Consider the following 20,405-nt stretch of genomic DNA (forward strand, 5'->3'; position numbering starts at 1 on the left):
TATGAATTGTTGTCGGAATATTGATTTTTTAAATAATGGTCAGGGGAATACTGTAGAAGTGGCAAAGAAAATAAAGGGAGGAGGGTGTTCACGTTCCCTCTCCCTTTTGAGGAGAGGGAAGGGTCGGAGCTAATTAAATCGAGGTACGGCGATAGCTGCGGTATTCAGGCATCCAGAAGTTATCATCAATAGCCTGCTGCAGTGCGTCGGCAGAGGTTTTCACCGCCACGCCCTGCTGCTGCGCCATTTTACCCACCGCAAACGCGATAGCGCGCGACACCTTGTGAATGTCCTTCAGTTCCGGCAGCACCAGCCCTTCTCCGTTGTTGACCAGCGGCGAATAGCCCGCAAGGGTTTCGCTCGCTGACATCAGCATCTCATCGGTAATGCGGGACGCGCCGGAGGCGATCACGCCCAGACCAATGCCCGGGAAGATATAGGAGTTGTTGCACTGGGCGATCGGATAGGTTTTATCCTTCCACACCACCGGATCGAACGGGCTGCCGGTGGCAACCAGTGCGTTACCTTCGGTCCAGGCGATGATGTCCTGCGGCGTCGCTTCCACGCGGGAAGTCGGGTTAGACAGCGGCATCACGATAGGGCGCTCGCAATGCTTGTGCATCTCGCGAATAATCTCTTCGGTGAAGAGACCTGTTTGCCCGGAAACACCGATCAGAATATCCGGCTTCACGTTGCGCACCACGTCCAGCAGGGAGAGCACTTCGTTGTCGGTGTCCCAGTTCTTCAGGTTCTCGCGCTTCTGCACCAGCTTGGTCTGGAACGGCAGCAGGTTCGGCATACCGTCGGTCAGCAGGCCGAAACGGTCAACCATAAAGACGCGGGAGCGGGCCAGCTCTTCGCTTAAGCCTTCGCGCTGCGTCTGGGCAATAATCTGCTCGGCGATGCCGCAGCCCGCAGAGCCTGCGCCCAGGAAGACGATTTTCTGGTAGCTCAGCTGGCTGCCGGCCGCGCGGCTGGCGGCGATAAGCGTGCCCACGGTCACCGCTGCGGTGCCCTGGATGTCGTCGTTAAAGGAGCAGATCTCATCGCGATAGCGGTTCAGCAGCGGCATCGCGTTTTTCTGCGCAAAGTCTTCAAACTGCAGCAGAACGTCCGGCCAGCGGTGCTTCACGGCCTGAATGAAATCGTCGACAAACTGATAGTACTCGTCGTCGGTAATGCGCGGATGACGCCAGCCCATGTACAGCGGATCGTTCAACAGTTGCTGGTTGTTGGTGCCGACATCCAGTACCACCGGCAGGGTGTACGCCGGGCTGATGCCGCCGCAGGCGGTGTAGAGAGAGAGTTTACCGATTGGGATCCCCATCCCGCCAATGCCCTGGTCGCCGAGGCCAAGAATACGTTCCCCGTCTGTCACCACAATCACTTTAATATTGTGGTTCGGCACGTTCTGCAGAATGTCGTCCATGTTGTGACGGTTCTGATAAGAGATAAAGACGCCGCGTGAGCGACGGTAGATTTCAGAGAAGCGTTCGCACGCCGCACCCACCGTTGGGGTGTAGATCACCGGCATCATCTCTTCGAGATGGTTTTGCACCAGGCGATAGAAGAGGGTTTCGTTGGTGTCCTGGATGTTGCGCAGGTAGATGTGTTTGTCGATCTCAGTTTTGAAGCCCTGATACTGGATCCACGCGCGCTCTGCCTGCTCTTCAATGGTTTCAACCACTTCCGGCAGCAGGCCAAGCAGGTTAAAGCTGCTGCGCTCTTCCATGCTGAAGGCGCTGCCTTTGTTGAGCAGGGGGAATTCGAGTAAAACCGGTCCGGCGTATGGGATGTATAAAGAACGATGTTTTTTCAGTTTGTTGTCCATGTCACTCACTCTTTTTATGAAGATCCGTCCCTGACACTGCTGTTTGTCATCTTTCTGGCCTGTGCGATGGGGTGCGGTCCGGCGGTATTATAAAGGAGCTAAATATGAATTACCGCAACACATAAATAAAAACACCATCGGGATTACCGATGGTGTTCTGGATCTCAGTCTGGAACTTACTTGCCTGCGTGGCGTTTTCTGCCGGTGGCGTGAGTGACTTGCGTTTCATGGTCGCCTTCAATCACCACTTTGCGCTGATTTGAAAGCTTGTAGTTCAGTCCCAGAATATGGCGTGCCTGACGGTTCGATTTCATATTAACTCCTCAATCCTGTTGATAGTTTTAAGGACCAGTTTGCTTACGCAAACGAAATGTAACCCCTTAGGTTGCAGATCCAGCTTAGCAGGTTTTTACAAAGGTGCGTTTTGCCCGCTGACGACGTAGTTAATGGTCTGCTGGTAGATGTCACTGAGGATGTCATTATCCGTGGATTCCACCCACTTGGTCAGTTCCATTAAAATGTCATCTTCAGTCACAGCACCGTGCTCGGCGTGAAGACCCTGCGCAATCGCGTTAACGAGTTCAGGTTGTGCTGCTGTGGTATTAGCCGGGTAATAAGTAAACATGCTGCCTCCGTGTCGTTGTCAGTTTAATGGTACGGCTCGCAAAAAATTTAATTCATAAACAGAATGGCAAATATTTCCCCAGTTGTGTCTCAGATTCATCTTAGAAATAAAAATGACATAAGTGCATGCTTTTATGTGCTTTTAAAACGGAGGGATATATTGGCGTGAGGCAGTGCGGATATTATGGCGGTGCTCCTGCTATCGCGGGAATATAGCAGGAGCCGTTTTTAAATTACCACTTCATTTCGCCAGTATTCACTTTGGCGCTTAATTCCAGAGAGCTCTCTTCTGCCAGACCCGGATACTGTTTTTTCAGTGCACCGATGACGCCCGCAGAGTTTTTATGTGCTGACAACGCCTGTTCAAAATGCTGCAGATAGCCACGGGTAAAATCAATAGCCCCGGTTCCGGACGGTGGCGTGCCCAGGTAGTGGCCCGGTATCACGCGTTCCGGCTTGTGCGCGGCCATGTTGTCCAGGGTCTGCTGCCACTGCTGACGGCGAGCCGGCGTCTGGGTATCAGCCGTCCAAACGTGAATCCCCCAGGAGACCCCGGTGCCGCCGAGGATTGTTTTCTCGGACGGGATCCACACGTAGGCCGCATAGCTGTCCGGCTGCTCGATATCGACCTTTTCCCCGTCAATCATAAAGGTGGTGGAGGCGAGCACCTGCGGCACCACCAGTTCCGTTGGCGCGCCGTCTTTCATCTGCGGGCCCCAGAAGGCGAGCTTGGCGTCTTTGGTGGCCTTAATATGGTCAACCACCTGCTGCGTGGCCACCACTTTGGCATTCGGGAAGGCCTTCACCAGCGGCTGCAGGCCAAAATAGAAATCCGGATCGCCGGAGGTGATCACAATCTTATTCAGCGTTTTACCGCTGCGGCGAATTTTCTCTACCAGCGCTTCGCCATCCTTCACGCTGAACTGCGCGTCAAACAGCACCGCCTCTTTCGGGCCGGAAACGAGCGTGGAGGAGACCGCGAAAATGCCTTTATCCTGCGGGTTATAGGTATCAATCGTCAACGGCGCGGCAAAAACGGCCGGAGCGAAAAGAGTGGAAAGCAGGGCAATATGAGTGAGTTTCATGCTGTTGTCTCTGTTGTTCAGGAATGTCTCTATTGTACGGATATTCTCATTTGCCAGAATTCCTGAAACAAGACATGCTTAGTTTCATAAATCGAGCAGATGGAGCTTATATGGATCGCGTTATTGCCGCTCAGGTCTATAACCGGATATGCGAGCTGGGAAGCCTGAGCGCGGCGGCCCGCGCGCTGGGCATTTCCCGGCCGATGGTGAGCCGTTACCTTGAACAAATGGAGAAGTGGGCGGGGACGCGGCTGGTAAACCGCTCCACGCGCAAGCTGACGCTGACGGCGGCAGGGGAAAAGGTGCTGCAAAAAACGCGGACGCTCTCGCAGATCTCGCAGGAAATCGAAGGTCAGTCGGAAAAAGATCTGCCGTCCGGCACGCTGCGGGTAGCCTGCGCGCACTTTACCGCCATGCACCTGATTGCGCCGGTCCTGCCCGGCCTGCTCTCGCGCTATCCGCAGCTGCGCATCGAGCTGGACGTGAACAACCATCCGGTCAGCCTGGTGGGAGAGCGCATTGACGTCGCGGTGCGCATTACCGATAACCCGGAGCCCGGCATGATCGCCCGCCGGCTGGGGGAGTGTCGATCGGTGCTCTGCGCCTCGCCGGCGTATCTGGCACAGCACGGCACGCCCGTCAGCCCCGAAGAGCTGGCGCAGCATAACTGCCTGCACTACAGCTTTTTTGCGGGGCAGTCCTGGCACTTCCTGACGCCGGAAGGCGAAAGCCTGAGCGTGGCCGTCAGCGGCAACCTGAGCGCCAGTATCTCTTCACTGCTAATGAACGCGGCGATCGAGCACTGCGGCATCGCCATGCTGCCGGAGCGCGAAGCGCGCGCCGCGCTTGAGCAGGGATTACTGGTGCCGGTACTGGCGTCGCTGGAGCCGAAACCGCTTGCCATCCACGGCATTTATCAGTCACGGGAATACCAGCCTGCCGCGCTGCGCGTGTTTCTTGACGAACTGTCCCGCCACCTTGCCTGAGGGGCGATTATTTTGCCTTTAGCCAGGGAGAGGCCGTGCTCCAGAAAATAATATCGGCTCCGAGATAATTTTCGCCGAAGCGGACAAACTCGGCTTTGGTGAACGGTTTTCCGGTCTGAGGATCCTTATAGGTCAGAGTCGGCTCCTGAACCGCCATGGCGATGAGCGGCAGCGCCTGTTTATTTTTATGGAAGAAGGGATAGGCATTCTTCATGTGCGCCTTGCGGTTGGGCACAATGTCCGGCCCGCCCAGGCCGATATTGTTGGCGCTGGCATACGCAAAAAGACGTCCCATATAGTTGTGGTCGTTATCCCACTCGCACGGCCAGAAGTTCACGTACTGCACCACATGTGATTTCTGAAAAACCTTGCGCGCAAAGGCCAGATTTTCCATCTCACCCGCGAAATAGCTATCGCAGGTGAAGCCCGCTGGCGGATTTTTCTCGTCAATATCAATCGCGGTTTCAGGCAGGTTTACGCCATACACCTCGCCATCAAAGCGTTTTGCGAGCGCTGCCAGCAGTGCCTGGTAGCGCTGGCGCACCGTGGGGTCCCACTGACGCGCTACCCATCCCGCGCCGACAGGCTTGCCCTCGCCGGGGTTATCAAACTGCGGCGCAATTCCGCCGCTGTATTGCTTATCGTGCATCAGATAGTCCGGGACGTAGCGGGCGTCCGGCTCAAAGAAACGATCCTGGATCTGAATAAAGAGTTTTTTCCGGGCGGCCTTAAGACGCGCCAGATCCTGCTCAATCCGCGAGAAGTCATAGCTGTCCTTCTCGGGTTCAAGCTGGCGCCAGTTGTACACGATCTGCACGCCGCCGATGTCGCCACGCGCAACCAGCGGGAGCGCCGCGTCGAGATCGCCTGAGCTGGTATAGATAAAGTTTTCCGGCGTTTTGGCCAGTGAAGAAAGAGAGAGAGCCAGCGTGGCTACCGCGACGGCCATCCTGATTTTTAGCGTCATATCATTATCCTTGTTGTCGGTACAGCAGGTGAAAGACACGGAATCGTCTGTGTTCCAGGGCGTGTCAGATGCGTAGTCTATACTTAACCCTTTGTAAGCCAAAAGGAGAGCAAGAATGACGATTCATAAGCACGGTTCGGCACACTGGTCTGGCGACATTAAGCGCGGGAAAGGAACGGTTTCCACCGAGAGCGGCGTTCTCAACCAACAGCCTTACGGCTTTAACACCCGCTTTGAGGGTGAAAAGGGGACCAACCCGGAAGAGCTGATCGGCGCGGCACATGCGGCTTGTTTTTCCATGGCCCTGTCGCTGATGCTGGGTGAAGCGGGCTATACCGCTGATTCGATTGATACGACCGCGGACGTCTCTCTGGATAAAACCGACGGCGGCTTTGCCATCACTAAGGTTGCGCTGCAAAGTAAGGTCACCGTTCCGGGCATTGCGCCACAGCAGTTTGACGGCATTATTCAGAAAGCCAAAGCGGGCTGTCCGGTGTCACAGCTTCTGAAAGCCGAGATCACCCTGGACTATAAGCTAAATTAACTTCCCGCCGGGTTTGCGCCCGGCTATCCCTTCAGCGCGGCGGGGAACACCTCCGCCAGCCAGGCGATAAACACCTTCAGTCTGTGCGTTAAATGCCGGTTCTGCGGGTAGACCACGTGAAACGGGTACGCGGCAGGCTGCCAGTCACCCAGAATCGCCACCAGCGCTCCCGTCTGCAAATAGGTCTTTGCTGAATACTCAAAGGTTTGAACGATCCCCAGACCCGCCGCGGCAGCCGCCAGATGAGCGTTACTTTCATTGACGCCGAGATAGTGCGGAAGAGTGATTTCCAGCGCCTCGCCGTTCTGCCGGAAGCGAAACGGAAACGGCCGCCCGGTGACGGGAGAGAGATAACTAACAAGCTTGTGGCCGTTGCGCAGCTCCTGCGGATAAGCCGGAACGCCGTGGTTTTTAAGGTAACCCGGCGTCGCGCAGGTGGCCATCTGAGCGTCACCGAGATGACGGGCGATAAGCGTTGAATCGTTCAGCGGGCCGCCGCGGATCACGCAGTCTACGTTACCGCTGATAAGATCGACCGGACGATCGGCCACGCCAAGATCGATACGGATATCCGGGTAGCGCTGCATAAAATCCGGCAGCAGGGGGATGAGCACGTCCCGTGCGGTGGAACCGCCCACGTCAACCCGCAAATGTCCCTTGGGCGTCGCGCGGGAAACGCGAAACGAGGTGTCGATATCTTCGATATCAATCAGCACCCGGCGCGCTTTTTCATAGTATTCCAGCCCTTCAGGCGTCGTGACCACCCGACGAGTCGTCCGGTGAAGGAGACGTATCGCCAGGTGCGCCTCAAGGGATTTAACCAGTTTGCTCAGCGTGGCGATCGGCATATTCAGCGAGTCCGCCGCGCGGGTAAAACTGCCGGATTCCACCACCCGCGTGAAGGCGCGCATCGCCATTAGCTGATCCATGATGACCTCTGATTATTTCCATAGGTGAATAGTCATTTTCATTTTTGCCCATTTTTCATAAATGTCGCAAGGGATAAAGTCTGTCCAACGCAAACACAAAAAGGTAAATGACATGAACACGACTCTCTCAGGAAAAATTGCACTGGTCACCGGCGGCAGCACCGGTATTGGTCTTGCCACGGCGCAGGAGCTGGCGGCACAGGGCGCGAAGGTATACATCACCGGGCGTCGTCAGGCCGAACTTGACGCCGCGGTGGCAGTGATTACTTCTGACGCAGTGGGCATTCGCGCGGACGTCTCTAAGCTTGCCGACCTGGATGCGGTTTATGCCCGGATAGCAAAAGAAGAAGGCCGTCTCGATATTCTGTTCGCCAATGCGGGTGGCGGCGATATGCTGCCGCTGGGCGCGATCACCGAAGAACAGTTTGACCGGATTTTTGGCACCAACGTTCGCGGGGTGCTGTTCACGGTGCAGAAGGCGCTGCCGCTGTTATCAACCGGCTCGTCGATCGTTCTGACCGGCTCGACGGTGTCGATTAAGGGGACGGCCAACTTCAGCGTCTACAGCGCCAGTAAGGCCGCGGTGCGTAACTTTGCCCGCTCCTGGGCGCTGGATTTGCAGGGCCGTGGGATCCGCGTCAATGTCGTCAGCCCGGGTCCGATCAAAACGCCTGGTTTAGGGGATCTGGTGCCCGAAGAACACCGCCAGGGGCTGTACGACGCGCTGGCCGCGCAGGTGCCGCTCGGACGTTTAGGTGCGCCGGGCGAGGTGGGTAAAGCGGTGGCGTTTCTGGCCTCCGACGCGGCCAGCTTTATCAACGCCACCGAGCTGTTTGTGGACGGCGGGATGGCGCAAATTTAACCCAGGCTGCGCCAGCAGCGAACGTGACGGCCCTCGCGAGAGGGCTGTAGCGGCTGAGGACGTTCGCACCCCTGCGCGGCCATCGGACAGCGGTCGCGGAAAAAACAGCCTTCTGGCAGGTGACGGTTGCCGGGAAGCTCCGTTTTGCGTAACGCCAGCGTTTCATCCAGCGGCTCTCCGGTGCGGGGAACCGAATCGAGCAGCAGGCGGGTATAGGGGTGGCGCGGTTCGCCAAGTACCTGCGCGGCGCTGCCCAGCTCCACAATCTGTCCGAGATACATCACCGCCACGCGGTCGCTCATGTGTCTGACTACCGAGACGTTATGCGAGATCAGTACGTATGTCAGATTACGCTGCTGCTGTAGCGTCACCAGCAGGTTGAGGATTTGCGCCTGCACGGAGATATCCAGCGCGCTGGTGGGTTCATCAAGCACGATGATATCCGGGTCGGACGAAAGCGCCCGGGCGATGGCAATGCGCTGGCGCTGCCCACCGGAGAAGGCGTGTGGAAGGCGGTCAAGATATTCCGGGCGAATGCCCACCTGCAGCGCCAGATCCGCCGCCAGCTGGCGGCGTTCGCGCTCGCTGCTGCGTTTTTGCACCCACACCGGCTCGGTAATGATGCGCCAGACCGGCAATCGCGGGTCGAGCGAGGAGAGCGGATCCTGAAACACCATCTGCATGCCGCCGGCATGGTGGGCACGCTGGCATGCGCCGGTGCTGGGTTTAAGCATCCCCATCAACAGCTGCGCCAGCGTGCTTTTCCCACAGCCGGATTCCCCGACAACGCCCAGCGTTTCGCCCCGACGGATCTGGAGATCCAGCCCGTTGAGCGCATGGACCCGTTCCGTCACGCGGCCCAGCCAGTTTTTGCGCGCCGCAAAGTTCACGTGCACGCTATCCAGTTCCAGCAGTACATCAGACATGGTGTTTCTCCCGTTGTGGATACCAGCAGGCAGCCAGTTGGCCCTCTGCGCCATGCGGCTGCAGGCGCGGCGTTTCGCTGCATTTTGCCCCCGCGGCAAAGCAGCGCTCGCGGAACGCGCACCCCTGCGGAAGCTGGCTGAGGTTAGGCACCGTTCCGGGAATGGCGGGAAGCAGGTCGCGCGGCTGGCCGTTTTCCGGCGCGCACCGCAGCAGGCCGATAGAATAGGGATGCACAGGGCGGTGGATCAGCGTTTGCGTGGCACCGCTTTCTATCACGCTGCCCGCGTACATTACGTACATTCTGTCGCAGAGCTGGGACACTACGGCCATATCATGGCTGATAAACAGCACCGAGGTGCCGCTGGCCTTCGCCTTATGCTTCAGTAAGCGCAGCACCTGGAGCTGGACGGTCACGTCCAGCGCGGTGGTCGGCTCGTCGGCGATGATCAGCTCCGGCTCGCAGGAGAAGGCAAGGGCGATCATCACCCGCTGGCGCATGCCGCCGGAGAGTTCAAACGGATAACGCGCCATGACCTCCTTCGCGTCCGGAATTTGCATCTCTTCCAGCAGGGCGATCGCCTTCTGCTGCGCCTCGCGCCGGGAAAGCGGCTGATGCTGGCGGATCACCTCCACCATCTGTTTACCAATCCGCCGCGTCGGGTTGAGGGCGGTCATGGGCTCCTGAAAAATCATCGCCACTTTAGCGCCGCGCCACTGGCGAAGCTGTTTCTCGGACGCCGTCAGGACGTTTTCACCGAGTAATCTCACCTGACCGTGATGAATACGGTAGCTGCCCTCTGGCAGCAGGCGCATGGCGAGCATGGCGGTAACGGATTTGCCCGACCCTGATTCGCCCACCACGCCGACAATTTCGCCCCTGCCGATCTCAAGCGAAACGTGGTTCAGCGCATGAACCTCCCCGCGAAAAACCGGGAAGCTCAGATGCAGGTCTTCAATATTGAGTACCGGTTCGGTCATTACTGTTTGCCTCCTGACTTCGGATCCAGCAGATCGCGGATACCGTCGCCAAACAGATTAAAGCCCACGGCGGTAATCAAAATTGCCGCACCGGGAAAGGCGCAGTACCACCACTGGTCCAGGACGTAGTTACGGCCCACGGCCACCATCGCGCCCCATTCGGCGGTGGGCTGCTGCGCGCCAAGGCCAATAAACCCCAGCGTGGCGGCCATCAGAATGGCGCTGCCGATATCCAGCGATGCCTGCACGATCAGCGGCGGCAGGGCGTTGCGCAGGATATGCCAGCGGATCAAATGCCAGCGGGAGGCGCCAAAGGTGCGGGCAGCCTGCACGTAGGTGAACTGACGCACCACCAGGGTTTGCCCGCGCGCCAGCCGCACGTAGAACGGTATGCGGACAATCGCAATCGCCAGCATGGCGTTAAACAGGCTCGGACCGAGCGCGGCGGCCAGCGCCATGGTCAGCACCAGAGAAGGAATGGAGAGCATAATGTCCATCACCCGCATGATGACGGCGTCGCCGCGCCCGCCCAGGACGCCGGACAAACAGCCCAGGAGCGAGCCAATGCCGCCCGCAATCACCACCACCGCCAGCCCGGCGGTAATCGACTGCTGGCTGCCCGTCAGCACGCGGCTGAACAGGTCGCGTCCCACCTCATCGGTGCCAAACCAGTGTTGCGCAGAAGGGGCCTGCAGGCGGGCGGTGAGATCCAGCGCGTTCGGGTCATGCGGCACTATCCACGGCGAGGTCACCATCAGCAAAAGCATCGCGATCATAATGACGCCGCCGACAATCGTGAGCGGGCTTTGGCGCAGCATCCAGAACAGCTTTGCCCAGTTGATGCGTTGTCTGGCGGTTTTCACCGGGACGGGTGTTTCCTGCGTTAACATCATTCGGCACCTCCGCGCCCGATTCGCGGGTCAATCCACAGGTAAAGCAGATCGACCACCAGATTAACCAGCACGTAGGCCAGCGAAACGACGACGGCAAAGCCCATCACCGCCGGGAAGTCCAGAGCCTGAATGGACGTCACCACCCAGGCGCCCATACCCGGCCAGGCAAAGACGGTTTCGGTCAGGACGGCGCCGTAAAGCAGGTCGCCCAGCGCCAGTCCGAGCACGGTAATGGACGGGATCATCGCATTCGGCAGGGCGTAGCGCAGGACGATGTACCAGCCGGGCAGCCCGCTGGCGCGTGCGGTGCGGATGTAGTCCTCGCTAAGCTGCTCCAGCATCGCCGAGCGCACCTGGCGCGCCACGATGCCCAGGTGAACAAACGCCAGCGTCAGCGAGGGTAAAATCAGGTGCTGCAGCGCGTTGAAAAAGACTTCACCGTTGCCTTCCAGCAGGGCGTCCAGCAGATAAAACCCGGTGACGTGCGTCGGCGGATCGAGCCAGTCGTCCAGCCTGCCGCCGCCCGGCAGAATCTGCAGATGCCCGTAGAACAGGACAATCACGCCCAGCCCAAGCCAGAATGCAGGCGTGGAAATCCCGGTCATCGCCATTAAACGCACCAGGTGATCCAGCCAGCGGTTGCGGTACACCGCCGACAAAATCCCCAGCGGCACGCCGATAACCAGCGCCAGCAGCAAAGAACAAAAGGCCAGCTCCAGCGTGGCGGGGAAAAAGGCCTTCAGGTCTTCCGCAACCGGGCGTCCGGTACGGATGGATGTGCCTAAATCACCGTGGGCCAGGGCGTCCACGTAGCGGCCAAACTGCACATACAGCGGCCGATCCAGCCCCAGCTGCTGGCGAATGTTCTGCACGATTTCGTCGCTGGCGCGATCGCCCGCCAGCAAACGCGCCGGGTCGCCGGGGATCATGTGTGAAATAATAAAGGTAATAATACAGACACCGGCCACCACCAGGAGTAACCCCCAGCAGCGCTGGCGCACGATGCTCCAGAACGTCATACGCTTTCCCCCGGCGAGAACCGTTATTTACTCATGGTGGCGATGTTGAACACCTGCTCGAGCATCGGATTAAAGGTGAAGCCTTTGACCTCTTTGTTCATCGCCAGCTGGTAGTTCTTCTGGAACAGATAGACGTAGGCCGCTTCGTCAATCACCACCTTTTGCGCCTGCTGGTAATCTTTGGTGCGTTCCGCCTGGTCGGTGGTTTTCAGCGCGGCCTGCAGCAGCGAATCCACCTCTTTGTTCTCATAGAACGAGCGGTTGCCCGGCAGCCCTTTTTTGTCCGATTCGAACCAGTAGTTCATGAACATGTACGGGTCGGCAAAGTCCGGGCTCCAGTTGCCGATGGCAATGTCGTAATCGCCTTTGCCGACGCGGTCGCGCATGGTGGCATTGGCCAGTTTTTCCAGCTTGACGTTAATGCCGATCTTGCCAAGGCTCGCCTGAGTGGAGAGGGCGATAGGCTCCCAGTTCGGATCGTTGTCCGAGTAAAGGAAGGTCAGGCTGGCGGGTTTGTCTTTGACCTTCTCCAGCGCCGCTTTGGCTTTGGCCTCGTCGAAGCTGTACTGCATTGCCGCGGCGTCAAAGCCCCACATGCCTTCCGGGATCGGGCCGCGCATCTGCTTGCCGTTGCCGCTCAGGATGCCTTTTACCATTCCCTGATAGTCCGTCGCCCAGGAGATGGCCCGGCGTAAATCCACCTGATTGAGCGGCGCTTTGCTATTGTTGAGATAGAGATAGGTCACGCGCAGGGAGGGGTATTCCGCGACGGCGACTTTGCCTTCCTGCTTCAGGGCCGCAAGCTGATCGACCGGCAGGGAGTCGGCAATGTCCAGATCGCCGCGGGAAAGCTGCAGTCGGCGCGAAGCGCTCTCGCCGATAATTTTCACCGAGACGCGCTTAAAGTGCGGCTTGTCGCCCGGCCAGTGAGGGTTCGGCACCAGGATCAGCTGCTGGCCTTTCTGCCAGCTCTTCAGCATAAACGGCCCGGAACCGGCGGTGTTTTGCGCCAGAAAACCGCGCGCGTCGTCCGCGGCATTGGCCTTCAGCACCGCCGGGTTAATGATGGACGCCCCGTCGTTTGCCAGCGTGTAGAGGAAAGGCGCGAACGGCTGGCTGAGGGTGAATTTCACCGTGTGGTCATCGACGGCATCAATTTTCAGATCTTTCGGAAAGGCTTCAGACGGCCCCTGGCCGAGCTTCAGCAGGCGCTCAAAGGAGAGTTTGACCGCTTCGGCGGTGACCGGCGTGCCGTCGGAGAATTTGGCGTTATCCGCCAGGGTAAAGGTCCACTCTTTCTGGTCGTCGGACGCCTTCCAGCCCGTCGACAGATCGCCCTCCACCTCGGTTGAGCCGGGCTTGTACTTGACCAGACGCTGGTAGGACGGATAGGTGACGGTCCAGTCGTTGTTATCGATGGTGATGGCAGGGTCGAGCGTTTGCGGGTCGGCGGCTTTACCGATCGCCAGCATGTCTTTCGGGACGGCGGCCAGCGCCAGCGGGGCGCTCAACGCCAGCGTGGCGGCAATCAGAGTCGTGAGAAGCGATGTTTTCATGGCAGTGCTCCAGGTTAAAGAGAGGTGTGCGTCAGGGGAAAACAGGCAAAACGGTCATCAAGCAGCGGGTAGCTGGCGGCGTTCGGCAGTTCGAAGTGCCACCATTCGCTGCTAATCCCCACGAAACCGCCGCCGAACATGATGGCGTTCAGCAGCAGACGGTTACGCTGGGCGTGCGGGGGTACGGAAGGGTGATAGGGATGCGAACGGTCATGCATTTCGTCAAAACCGGCGCCCATATCCAGCACGCTGTTATGCTCGTCCATCAGCGTGACGTCGATGGCCGTACCGCGGCTGTGATTGGAGCCAATTGCCACGTCGACCACATACTCCGGGTTCGGGCAGGCGTCCCACAGCTGGGCCTGCGCCTGCTGCGGCCGGTAGGCGTCATACACCACCAGCTTCAGCCCGGCCAGGGCGGCAATGCTGATGGCTTTTGCCAGCGCGGTGGCGGCGTCGGTATGCAGCAGGCACAGCGCCTCCTGATAGATCGGCCTGCCGGTGATGTTGTCGGCGGTGGCGTACTTCAGATCGATATGCAGCGAGGGAAACGTCTTCGCCACGTTAATCAGTTCACTCTCATCGGGCATAGCTCCGCTCCTTTAGCGTTCGAATTGACCAAACTCTTGTTGTAATTGTCGGTTTACCGCCAGACGCGCCGGGAGCGTATCACCCAGCACTTCCACCACGCCCGACAGCAGCAGGTTGAACAGACAGCTCACGGGGGCAAGCGAATCCCAGAAATGACCGGTATCGGTTTTCACCTGCAGTAAATCCATCGGGTAATCTCGTGCCCACGGGCACCAGATGTCGGTGATTAAGGCCAGCGGGATCCCTTTTTCGCTCGCCACGCGGCAGTACTGGCGGGCCATCGTGGAGTAGGTGCGCGTATCGGTCAGCACAACGTAAGGGTGCGAAAACCCGGAGTTGAGTGATTCCACCCAGCTGCCGGACGCGCCTTCGGAATAGCTCACGCGCGGGCGAAGGTACTCGAGGTGGCTGAAGAAGGCGTTGGCGATCCCGCGCGTGGACTGGATCCCCAGCACAAACACCGCGTCGGCGTGGGCCAGGTTGTGCACCACCTGACGGAAGGCGTCCGTTTGCGCCAGCTGATACACCTGCGTAATGGCGTCCACCTCCAGCGAGAGGGCATGCTGAAGGCGGTTGGGGAGGGGACGCTGCTGCTGCCAGGAGTCCAGCCGCTCGTTCATGCCCCAGGGCTGATACGGATCGCGCAGGCTCTTTTTGACATCTTCCAGGTTGCGATACCCCAGCTTGCGCAGGAAGCGTCCGACGGTGATCCCGCTGGTCCCGCTCGCCAGACCGACGCTTTCCGCGGTCTCAAACGGGATTTGCGCGGCGTGCGCCAGCAGCCAGCTCCCGACCCGCTTTTCGCTGGGAGTGAGCTGGCTGAACGTCGCTTCGATACGGCTCAACATCTCGGGTTTCGTCGTCATACCGCCTCGCTGTTAACTGGCTGTCAAAAGCTGGATTTGTGTTACCGGGTTAACAATGCACGACGCGTGCCATGTTCACGGTGAGGTAAAAACCCGCCGTGCTGTTAATTTCACGCAATATTTAGTTAACCAATGATCAACATTTGTGCAGCGTAGTTCACTTTTGGTGCAGCGGCTGACGCGGCAGGTATGAATTTGATGAATACGTCAGTCCGTTCACATTTTTGATAAGATAAAAGGACAGTGAACATAAAAGGGATCCCGGCATGGCGAATTTGCCCTGGCGAATCAGCGTGCGCCTGGCGGCGCTGGCAAAGAAAACAGGGATGGTCGTGGGGATCGTCCTGGTCGTCCTGTTGGCGGTGCGGGTCTATCTCTCGCAGCAGGGGCCGGACCTGCACCTCTGGCACACCTGGCGGGCGGACGAGATGTCCGTGCGTGAACTCGATAACACCAACTTTGCCGGGTATGTTGCCCGGGAAAACGCCATTTTCGCCGAGCTTGATAGGGCGGTGACGGCGAAAACAGCGGGCGAGGAACAAACGCCGCTAAACCGCTATTATCGCCAGAGCCTGGTTTGGCCGGGACAGTTCACGCCCGATGCCAACCGTTCGTTTGTGCTGATGCCAGCAGGAAAACCCCGTGGCGCGGTGGTATTGCTGCACGGACTGACGGACTCGCCTTATAGCGTCAGGCACCTTGCCGAAAATTATCAACAGCATGGCTTCGTGGCCGTGGTTCCGCGCCTGCCCGGACACGGCACCGCGCCCGGCGCGCTGACCGACGTTGACTGGGAGATGTGGCTCGCGGCGACGCGTCTTGCCGTGCGGGAAGCCACGCGCCTGACGGGGGATAACGTGCCGCTGCATCTGGTGGGGTACTCCAACGGCGGGGCGCTGGCGATGAAATATGCTCTCGATGCGCTGGATTCCTCTGCGCTTCGTCGACCGCAGCAGGTAATCCTGCTCTCACCAATGATCGGCGTGACGGCCTTTGCGCGCTTTGCCGGTTTTGCGGGGCTACCGGCGCTGCTGCCGCCGTTTGCCAAAGCGGCGTGGCTGAATATCTCTCCGGAATATAATCCGTATAAATACAACTCGTTCCCGGTGAACGCCGCCCGCCAGTCGTGGCTGCTGACGAAGGCCCTGCAGGAGCAGATTGGCCGCGAGGCGCGGGAGAACAGGCTGGCGAATTTGCCGCCGATCCTGGCGTTCCAGTCGGTGATGGATTCTACGGTCAGCACCCGCGCGGTGGTGACCGGCCTGTTTGACCAGCTTCCGGAAAACGGCAGCGAGCTGGTGGTGTTTGATATCAATCAGGCGGCCAGCTTCCGTCCGCTGTTCAAACCGTCCTCGTGGACGGCAACCTCGGCGCTGCTGCCGGTTGCGCAGAGAAGTTACGGTGTCACGATTATTACCAATGCGGACGCACACAGCTTCTCGACGGTGGCGAAAACAACGCCAGCAGGCAGCACGCGGGAGACGGTTGTGCCGCTTGTGCAGACCTGGCCGCAGGATGTCTATTCCTTGTCGCATATCGCCGTGCCGTTCCCGCCGGATGACGATCTCTATGGCCGTGAGCCTGGGGTGAAAAACCGCTACGGGATAAGCCTGGGGACGATTGCGCTGTGGGGAGAAACGTCCGTATTGAGCGTCGGTAAAGAGGCGCTGATGCGTGTCACCTCGAACCCGTTTTACGACTATATGCAGGAGAGGATCGACAGCAGGATTGGCGATGGGGAAAAGTAACGTTCCCTTGTGGCGTGAATATGTTAGGTCGCATTGATTAAGTATGTTACATAGTAGCTTCAAGGCACCTCTCTTTATCATTGGAACCCCTTTTTGTGCTGACGACGCTGATCTACCAAAGCCAGTTGAATTTATCCCGCCCGTCCACCGAACTGCGGGAGCTGGTGGAGCGCGCCAGGGGCCGCAACACAAAACTGGATATTACCGGCGTCCTCCTGGCAAAAGGGAATGACGTTCTGCAGATCCTCGAAGGTTCGGAAGAGAGTGTGGTCAAACTGTTCCACACCATCCGTGAGGACAAGCGTCACAGCGGGGTGGTTGAACTGCTGCGGGATTACGGTCCGCGCAGACGCTTCGAAAACGTCGGTATGCTGCTGTTCGACCTGCAAACGCAGTCGCCGAAAGAGGTGCTGCAGTCGGTGCTGCGCTACAGCAAGCTGGACAGCTATCTGACATCTGATGACCGGGTGTTCAAATTTATTCAGACCTTTATAACCGGTAAACGTCCGGCCCCGTCGGGGACGCGTTACACCTCGGACAAATGGACGCTCTCGACCGAAGCGCTACCCTTTGGCGAACATCTGGGCCTGATTGCCGGGCAAACCTGTCAGTTTGCGCTGCAGCCAATTGTCGAGCCCTCGGAAGGGAAAATCAGCTCCCTTGAGGCGCTTATCCGTAGCAATGACGGCGGCAGCCCGGAACATTTCTTCAGCTCCCTGGATCCGGCGAAAATCTATGAAGTCGATCTCCAGACGAAAGCGTATGCCTTCGCGCTGGCGGAAAAGCTGGGCATTGGGAGCCATAAAATCGCGGTAAACCTGCTGCCCATGTCGCTGGTGAATGTCCCTGGCGCGGTGGAATTTCTGGTCGATGAGATTAAAAAGCATGGCCTTCAGCCGGAGCAGGTGGTCATTGAAGTTACTGAAAACGAGATGATCTCCGGGTTCAACCAGTTTAACAGCGCCATCAAGCGGCTTCGCGGTGAAGGGGTAGGCCTGGCGATCGATGATTTTGGCTCGGGCTATGCCGGGCTTTCGCTGTTGACCCGCTTCCAGCCGGATAAAATCAAAATCGACCGCGAAATCATCAGCGATATCCACCTCAGCGGCCCGAAGCAGGCGATTGTGCGATCCATCATCAGTTGCTGCTCCGATCTTGAAATTACCCTGGTGGCCGAAGGGATCGAGAAAATCGAGGAGTGGTGCTGGCTAGAATCTGCCGGGATCCGCCGCTTCCAGGGCTTCCTGTTTGCCCGTCCGCAGCTTAACGGCGTTGGCGATATTCGCTGGCCGCATCTGAAGCGTTAGGCAATTTTCCTCCCGCGTTATTTCCCCTTTTCCCTGCCTGTGCTTAAATAGCTAAAACGGTTTAACATAGTTTAGCTGAGAGGATCACATGGAAAAAATCTGGGTACTTGGCGATGCGGTGGTGGATTTATTGCCCGATGGCGAAGGGAAATTACTGCAGTGCCCCGGTGGCGCACCGGCAAACGTCGCGGTGGGCATTGCCCGGCTGGGGGGCAAAAGCGCGTTTATCGGCAGGGTTGGCGACGATCCTTTCGGGCGCTTTATGGCGAAAACGCTCGCTGACGAGCGGGTCGACGTGAAGCATATGCACCTTGACCCGGCGCACCGCACCTCTACGGTGGTGGTGGATCTGGACGACCACGGCGAACGCTCGTTCACCTTCATGGTGCGCCCGAGCGCCGATCTGTTTCTTGAACCCGCTGACCTGCCGACGTTCAGCGCGGGCGAGTGGCTGCACGTCTGTTCCATCGCGCTAAGCGCAGAGCCGAGCCGCTCGGCGACCTTTCAGGCGATGGACGCCATCCGGAAGGCGGGCGGTAACGTGAGCTTCGACCCCAATATTCGCCCGGATCTCTGGCCGGATGAGAACGCGCTGCGTCGCTGCCTGGAACAGGCCCTGCAGAGCGCCGACGTGGTCAAGCTCTCCGTTGAGGAACTGGCATTTTTAACCGGCGATGCGGATGTAAGAGAAGGTCTGAACACACTGATGCAGCGCTGCCCGGCGCGCCTGGTGCTGGTCACCCAGGGAAAAGAGGGCGTTATCGCCTGGCATCAGGGCGCGGTGAAACACTATCCGGCTACCCCTGTGCAATGTGTCGATACCACTGGCGCGGGCGATGCCTTCGTCGCCGGGCTGCTCTACGGGCTGGCCGCCGGTCAGGAGCTGGTCCCGGCAATCGCCTTAGCCCAGCGCTGTGGCGCGTTAGCCACCACGGCAAAGGGGGCGATGACCGCGTTGCCCTGGCAGCACGACCTGTAATCCTTCCTTCACTGGCCGCCGTCCGGCGGCCTGAATTGTCGCCTCGATCACACTTACTAAATCGGTTTAGCAAAAAAGATTGCCGATCCAAAATTCCCGGGTTTAGTATCAGCAGCCTAAACCGGTTTAGCAATTTAGCACGTTCGATTAATACTTTTAGGGATGCGACAAAATGTATAAAAAACGCAGACTTGCCGTGATGATAGGCATGCTGGCCGGCAGTACCTCTGTTTTTGCCCAGACGGATATGACAAGTATCGAAGCGCGCCTTGCCGCGATGGAGCAGCGCCTTCAGGCTGCTGAAGCGCGTGCGCAGGTCGCTGAAAAACGCGCCACCGAAGCCGAACAAAAAACGCAGCAGCTGGTCGCCGCCCAGCAGCAGACGCAAACCACAACTCAGGCGGTGGCGCAGCGTACCGCCGCGCTGGAGAAAAAAGCGGATCAGAGCAGCGGATTTGAGTTCCACGGCTACGCCCGTTCCGGCCTGCTGATGAACGACGCGGCCTCCAGCAGCAAAAGCGGCCCGTACCTTACGCCAGCCGGGGAAACCGGCGGTGCGGTAGGGCGTCTGGGTAACGAAGCCGACACCTACGTCGAGCTGAACCTGGAGCACAAGCAAACCCTGGATAACGGGGCGACCACGCGCTTCAAGGCGATGCTGGCCGACGGTCAGCGAACCTATAACGACTGGTCAGCCGATACCAGCGATCTCAATATTCGCCAGGCCTTTGCGGAGCTGGGCAACCTGCCTGATTTTACCGGCGCGCTGAAGGGCAGCACCTTTTGGGCGGGTAAACGCTTCGACCGCGACAACTTTGATATTCACTGGCTGGATTCCGACGTGGTGTTCCTGGCCGGTACCGGCGGCGGCGTCTACGACGTGAAGTGGAACGACTCGCTGCGCAGCAACTTCTCGATCTACGGCCGCAACTTCGGCAGCGTGGAGCAGACCGACAACAACGTTCAGAACTACATCCTCAGCATGAACCACTTTGCCGGGCCGCTGCAGGTAATGGTGAGCGGCCTGCGGGCGAAGGATAACGACGATCGTAAGGACGCTAACGGCGATCTCATCAAAACCGACGCGGCCAATAACGGCGTTCATGCCCTGGTGGGGCTGCACAACGAGAGCTTCTATGGCCTGCGGGAAGGGAGTGCCAAAACGGCGCTGCTGTACGGTCACGGCCTGGGTGCAGAAGTTAAGAGCATCGGTTCCGACGGGGCGCTGCTGTCTGATGCCGATACCTGGCGCTTCGCAAGTTACGGTGTCACGCCTGTTGGAGGTGGCTGGAGTATCGCGCCTGCCGTGCTGGCGCAGAGCAGCAAAGATCGCTACGTCAAGGGCGACAGCTATGAGTGGGTGACGCTCAACACCCGCCTGATTAAAGAGGTGACCCAGAACTTCGCGCTGGCGTTTGAGGGAAGCTATCAGTACATGGATTTACATCCGGAAGGCTATAAGGACCGGAACGCCGTTAATGGCAGTTTCTACAAGCTGACCTTTGCGCCAACGTTAAAAGCGAGCAAAATCGGCGATTTCTTCAGCCGCCCGGAGCTGCGCCTGTTTGCCACCTGGATGGACTGGAGCAGCAAACTGGATAATTACGCCAGCGATGATGCCTTTGGCAGCAGCGGCTTCAACGCCGGCGGGGAATGGAACTTTGGGGTCCAGATGGAAACCTGGTTTTAACCCATCACGCTCCCGCACGGCGG

The 20,405-nt window shown here is 58.6% G+C and carries 20 protein-coding genes; 7 read left to right on the forward strand and 13 right to left on the reverse strand.

The window, feature by feature from the left end:
- Positions 1-133 precede the first annotated feature (133 nt).
- The 4 genes from HBA26_RS00105 to HBA26_RS00120 all read right to left on the reverse strand — a co-directional run bounded on the left by HBA26_RS00105 (position 134) and on the right by HBA26_RS00120 (position 3,540).
- The gene (locus tag HBA26_RS00105) at positions 134-1,831 is read right to left on the reverse strand and encodes an NAD-dependent malic enzyme (protein ID WP_028013235.1); all 1,698 of its coding nucleotides are present in this window, start codon (positions 1,829-1,831) and stop codon (positions 134-136) included.
- Positions 1,832-2,007: 176 nt separating this feature from the next.
- Positions 2,008-2,145 (reverse strand): stationary-phase-induced ribosome-associated protein, encoded by a 138-nt coding sequence (gene sra / locus HBA26_RS00110; RefSeq protein ID WP_008501714.1) that lies wholly within the window; start codon positions 2,143-2,145, stop codon positions 2,008-2,010.
- Between the two features lie 95 nt (positions 2,146-2,240).
- Positions 2,241-2,456, reverse strand: a complete 216-nt coding sequence (gene bdm / locus HBA26_RS00115) for a biofilm-dependent modulation protein (protein ID WP_023335793.1) — start codon at positions 2,454-2,456, stop codon at positions 2,241-2,243.
- A 232-nt stretch (positions 2,457-2,688) separates the two neighbouring features.
- Entirely contained in the window at positions 2,689-3,540 is an 852-nt protein-coding gene (locus HBA26_RS00120; RefSeq protein ID WP_063154164.1) for a Vmh family MBL fold metallo-hydrolase, read from the reverse strand.
- Positions 3,541-3,650: 110 nt separating this feature from the next.
- Here HBA26_RS00120 and HBA26_RS00125 point away from each other — a divergent pair, with 110 nt between their 5' ends.
- Positions 3,651-4,526, forward strand: coding sequence for a LysR family transcriptional regulator (locus HBA26_RS00125; RefSeq protein WP_047365094.1), 876 nt, complete (start codon positions 3,651-3,653; stop codon positions 4,524-4,526).
- Between the two features lie 7 nt (positions 4,527-4,533).
- Here HBA26_RS00125 and HBA26_RS00130 read toward each other — a convergent pair whose 3' ends face one another.
- Complete coding sequence (locus HBA26_RS00130; protein ID WP_048958278.1) at positions 4,534-5,493, reverse strand: hypothetical protein; 960 nt, start codon at positions 5,491-5,493, stop codon at positions 4,534-4,536.
- Between the two features lie 115 nt (positions 5,494-5,608).
- Here HBA26_RS00130 and HBA26_RS00135 point away from each other — a divergent pair, with 115 nt between their 5' ends.
- A complete protein-coding gene (locus tag HBA26_RS00135; protein ID WP_028013230.1) occupies positions 5,609-6,037 on the forward strand; it encodes an OsmC family protein in 429 nt (142 codons plus the stop codon).
- A 23-nt stretch (positions 6,038-6,060) separates the two neighbouring features.
- On the opposite strand, the gene HBA26_RS00140 is transcribed toward HBA26_RS00135, so the two are convergent.
- On the reverse strand, positions 6,061-6,966 hold the full coding sequence (locus tag HBA26_RS00140; RefSeq protein ID WP_063154162.1) for a LysR family transcriptional regulator: 906 nt from the start codon (positions 6,964-6,966) through the stop codon (positions 6,061-6,063).
- 112 nt (positions 6,967-7,078) lie between these two features.
- On the opposite strand from HBA26_RS00140, the gene HBA26_RS00145 reads away from it, so the two are divergent.
- Positions 7,079-7,828, forward strand: coding sequence for an SDR family oxidoreductase (locus tag HBA26_RS00145; protein WP_063154160.1), 750 nt, complete (start codon positions 7,079-7,081; stop codon positions 7,826-7,828).
- Here HBA26_RS00145 and HBA26_RS00150 read toward each other — a convergent pair.
- From HBA26_RS00150 to HBA26_RS00180, 7 genes are read right to left on the reverse strand one after another with little or no spacing between them, the layout of a single operon-like run.
- Positions 7,825-8,754 carry an ABC transporter ATP-binding protein gene (locus HBA26_RS00150; RefSeq protein ID WP_047368600.1) on the reverse strand — a complete coding sequence of 310 codons (930 nt, stop codon included), beginning with the start codon at positions 8,752-8,754 and terminating at the stop codon, positions 7,825-7,827. The genes HBA26_RS00145 and HBA26_RS00150 overlap by 4 nt on opposite strands.
- Positions 8,747-9,733 carry an ABC transporter ATP-binding protein gene (locus tag HBA26_RS00155; protein ID WP_041909881.1) on the reverse strand — a complete coding sequence of 329 codons (987 nt, stop codon included), beginning with the start codon at positions 9,731-9,733 and terminating at the stop codon, positions 8,747-8,749. The genes HBA26_RS00150 and HBA26_RS00155 overlap by 8 nt, the downstream gene beginning before the upstream one ends.
- Entirely contained in the window at positions 9,733-10,626 is an 894-nt protein-coding gene (gene ddpC, locus HBA26_RS00160) for a D,D-dipeptide ABC transporter permease (RefSeq protein ID WP_041909883.1), read from the reverse strand. The genes HBA26_RS00155 and ddpC overlap by 1 nt, the downstream gene beginning before the upstream one ends.
- Positions 10,623-11,645, reverse strand: coding sequence for an ABC transporter permease (locus tag HBA26_RS00165; protein WP_041909885.1), 1,023 nt, complete (start codon positions 11,643-11,645; stop codon positions 10,623-10,625). The genes ddpC and HBA26_RS00165 overlap by 4 nt, the downstream gene beginning before the upstream one ends.
- Before the next feature lie 23 nt (positions 11,646-11,668).
- A complete protein-coding gene (locus HBA26_RS00170; protein WP_041909887.1) occupies positions 11,669-13,201 on the reverse strand; it encodes an ABC transporter substrate-binding protein in 1,533 nt (510 codons plus the stop codon).
- 14 nt (positions 13,202-13,215) lie between these two features.
- The gene (gene ddpX, locus HBA26_RS00175; RefSeq protein ID WP_126345512.1) at positions 13,216-13,791 is read right to left on the reverse strand and encodes a D-alanyl-D-alanine dipeptidase; all 576 of its coding nucleotides are present in this window, start codon (positions 13,789-13,791) and stop codon (positions 13,216-13,218) included.
- Positions 13,792-13,803: 12 nt separating this feature from the next.
- A complete protein-coding gene (locus tag HBA26_RS00180) occupies positions 13,804-14,658 on the reverse strand; it encodes a MurR/RpiR family transcriptional regulator (protein WP_126345513.1) in 855 nt (284 codons plus the stop codon).
- 266 nt (positions 14,659-14,924) lie between these two features.
- Between HBA26_RS00180 and HBA26_RS00185 the strand changes: the two genes are divergently transcribed.
- From HBA26_RS00185 to HBA26_RS00200, 4 genes are all read left to right on the forward strand, one after another.
- The gene (locus HBA26_RS00185) at positions 14,925-16,406 is read left to right on the forward strand and encodes an alpha/beta hydrolase (RefSeq protein ID WP_126345514.1); all 1,482 of its coding nucleotides are present in this window, start codon (positions 14,925-14,927) and stop codon (positions 16,404-16,406) included.
- A 95-nt stretch (positions 16,407-16,501) separates the two neighbouring features.
- Positions 16,502-17,713 carry a diguanylate phosphodiesterase gene (locus HBA26_RS00190; protein WP_126345515.1) on the forward strand — a complete coding sequence of 404 codons (1,212 nt, stop codon included), beginning with the start codon at positions 16,502-16,504 and terminating at the stop codon, positions 17,711-17,713.
- An 88-nt stretch (positions 17,714-17,801) separates the two neighbouring features.
- Positions 17,802-18,692 (forward strand): aminoimidazole riboside kinase, encoded by an 891-nt coding sequence (locus HBA26_RS00195; RefSeq protein ID WP_126345516.1) that lies wholly within the window; start codon positions 17,802-17,804, stop codon positions 18,690-18,692.
- A gap of 172 nt (positions 18,693-18,864) precedes the next feature.
- The gene (locus tag HBA26_RS00200) at positions 18,865-20,382 is read left to right on the forward strand and encodes a carbohydrate porin (RefSeq protein WP_028013217.1); all 1,518 of its coding nucleotides are present in this window, start codon (positions 18,865-18,867) and stop codon (positions 20,380-20,382) included.
- The last annotated feature ends 23 nt before the right edge of the window (positions 20,383-20,405 follow it).

It is taken from the genome of Enterobacter sp. 725m/11 (assembly GCF_011683705.1).
Lineage (GTDB): Bacteria > Pseudomonadota > Gammaproteobacteria > Enterobacterales > Enterobacteriaceae > Enterobacter > Enterobacter bugandensis.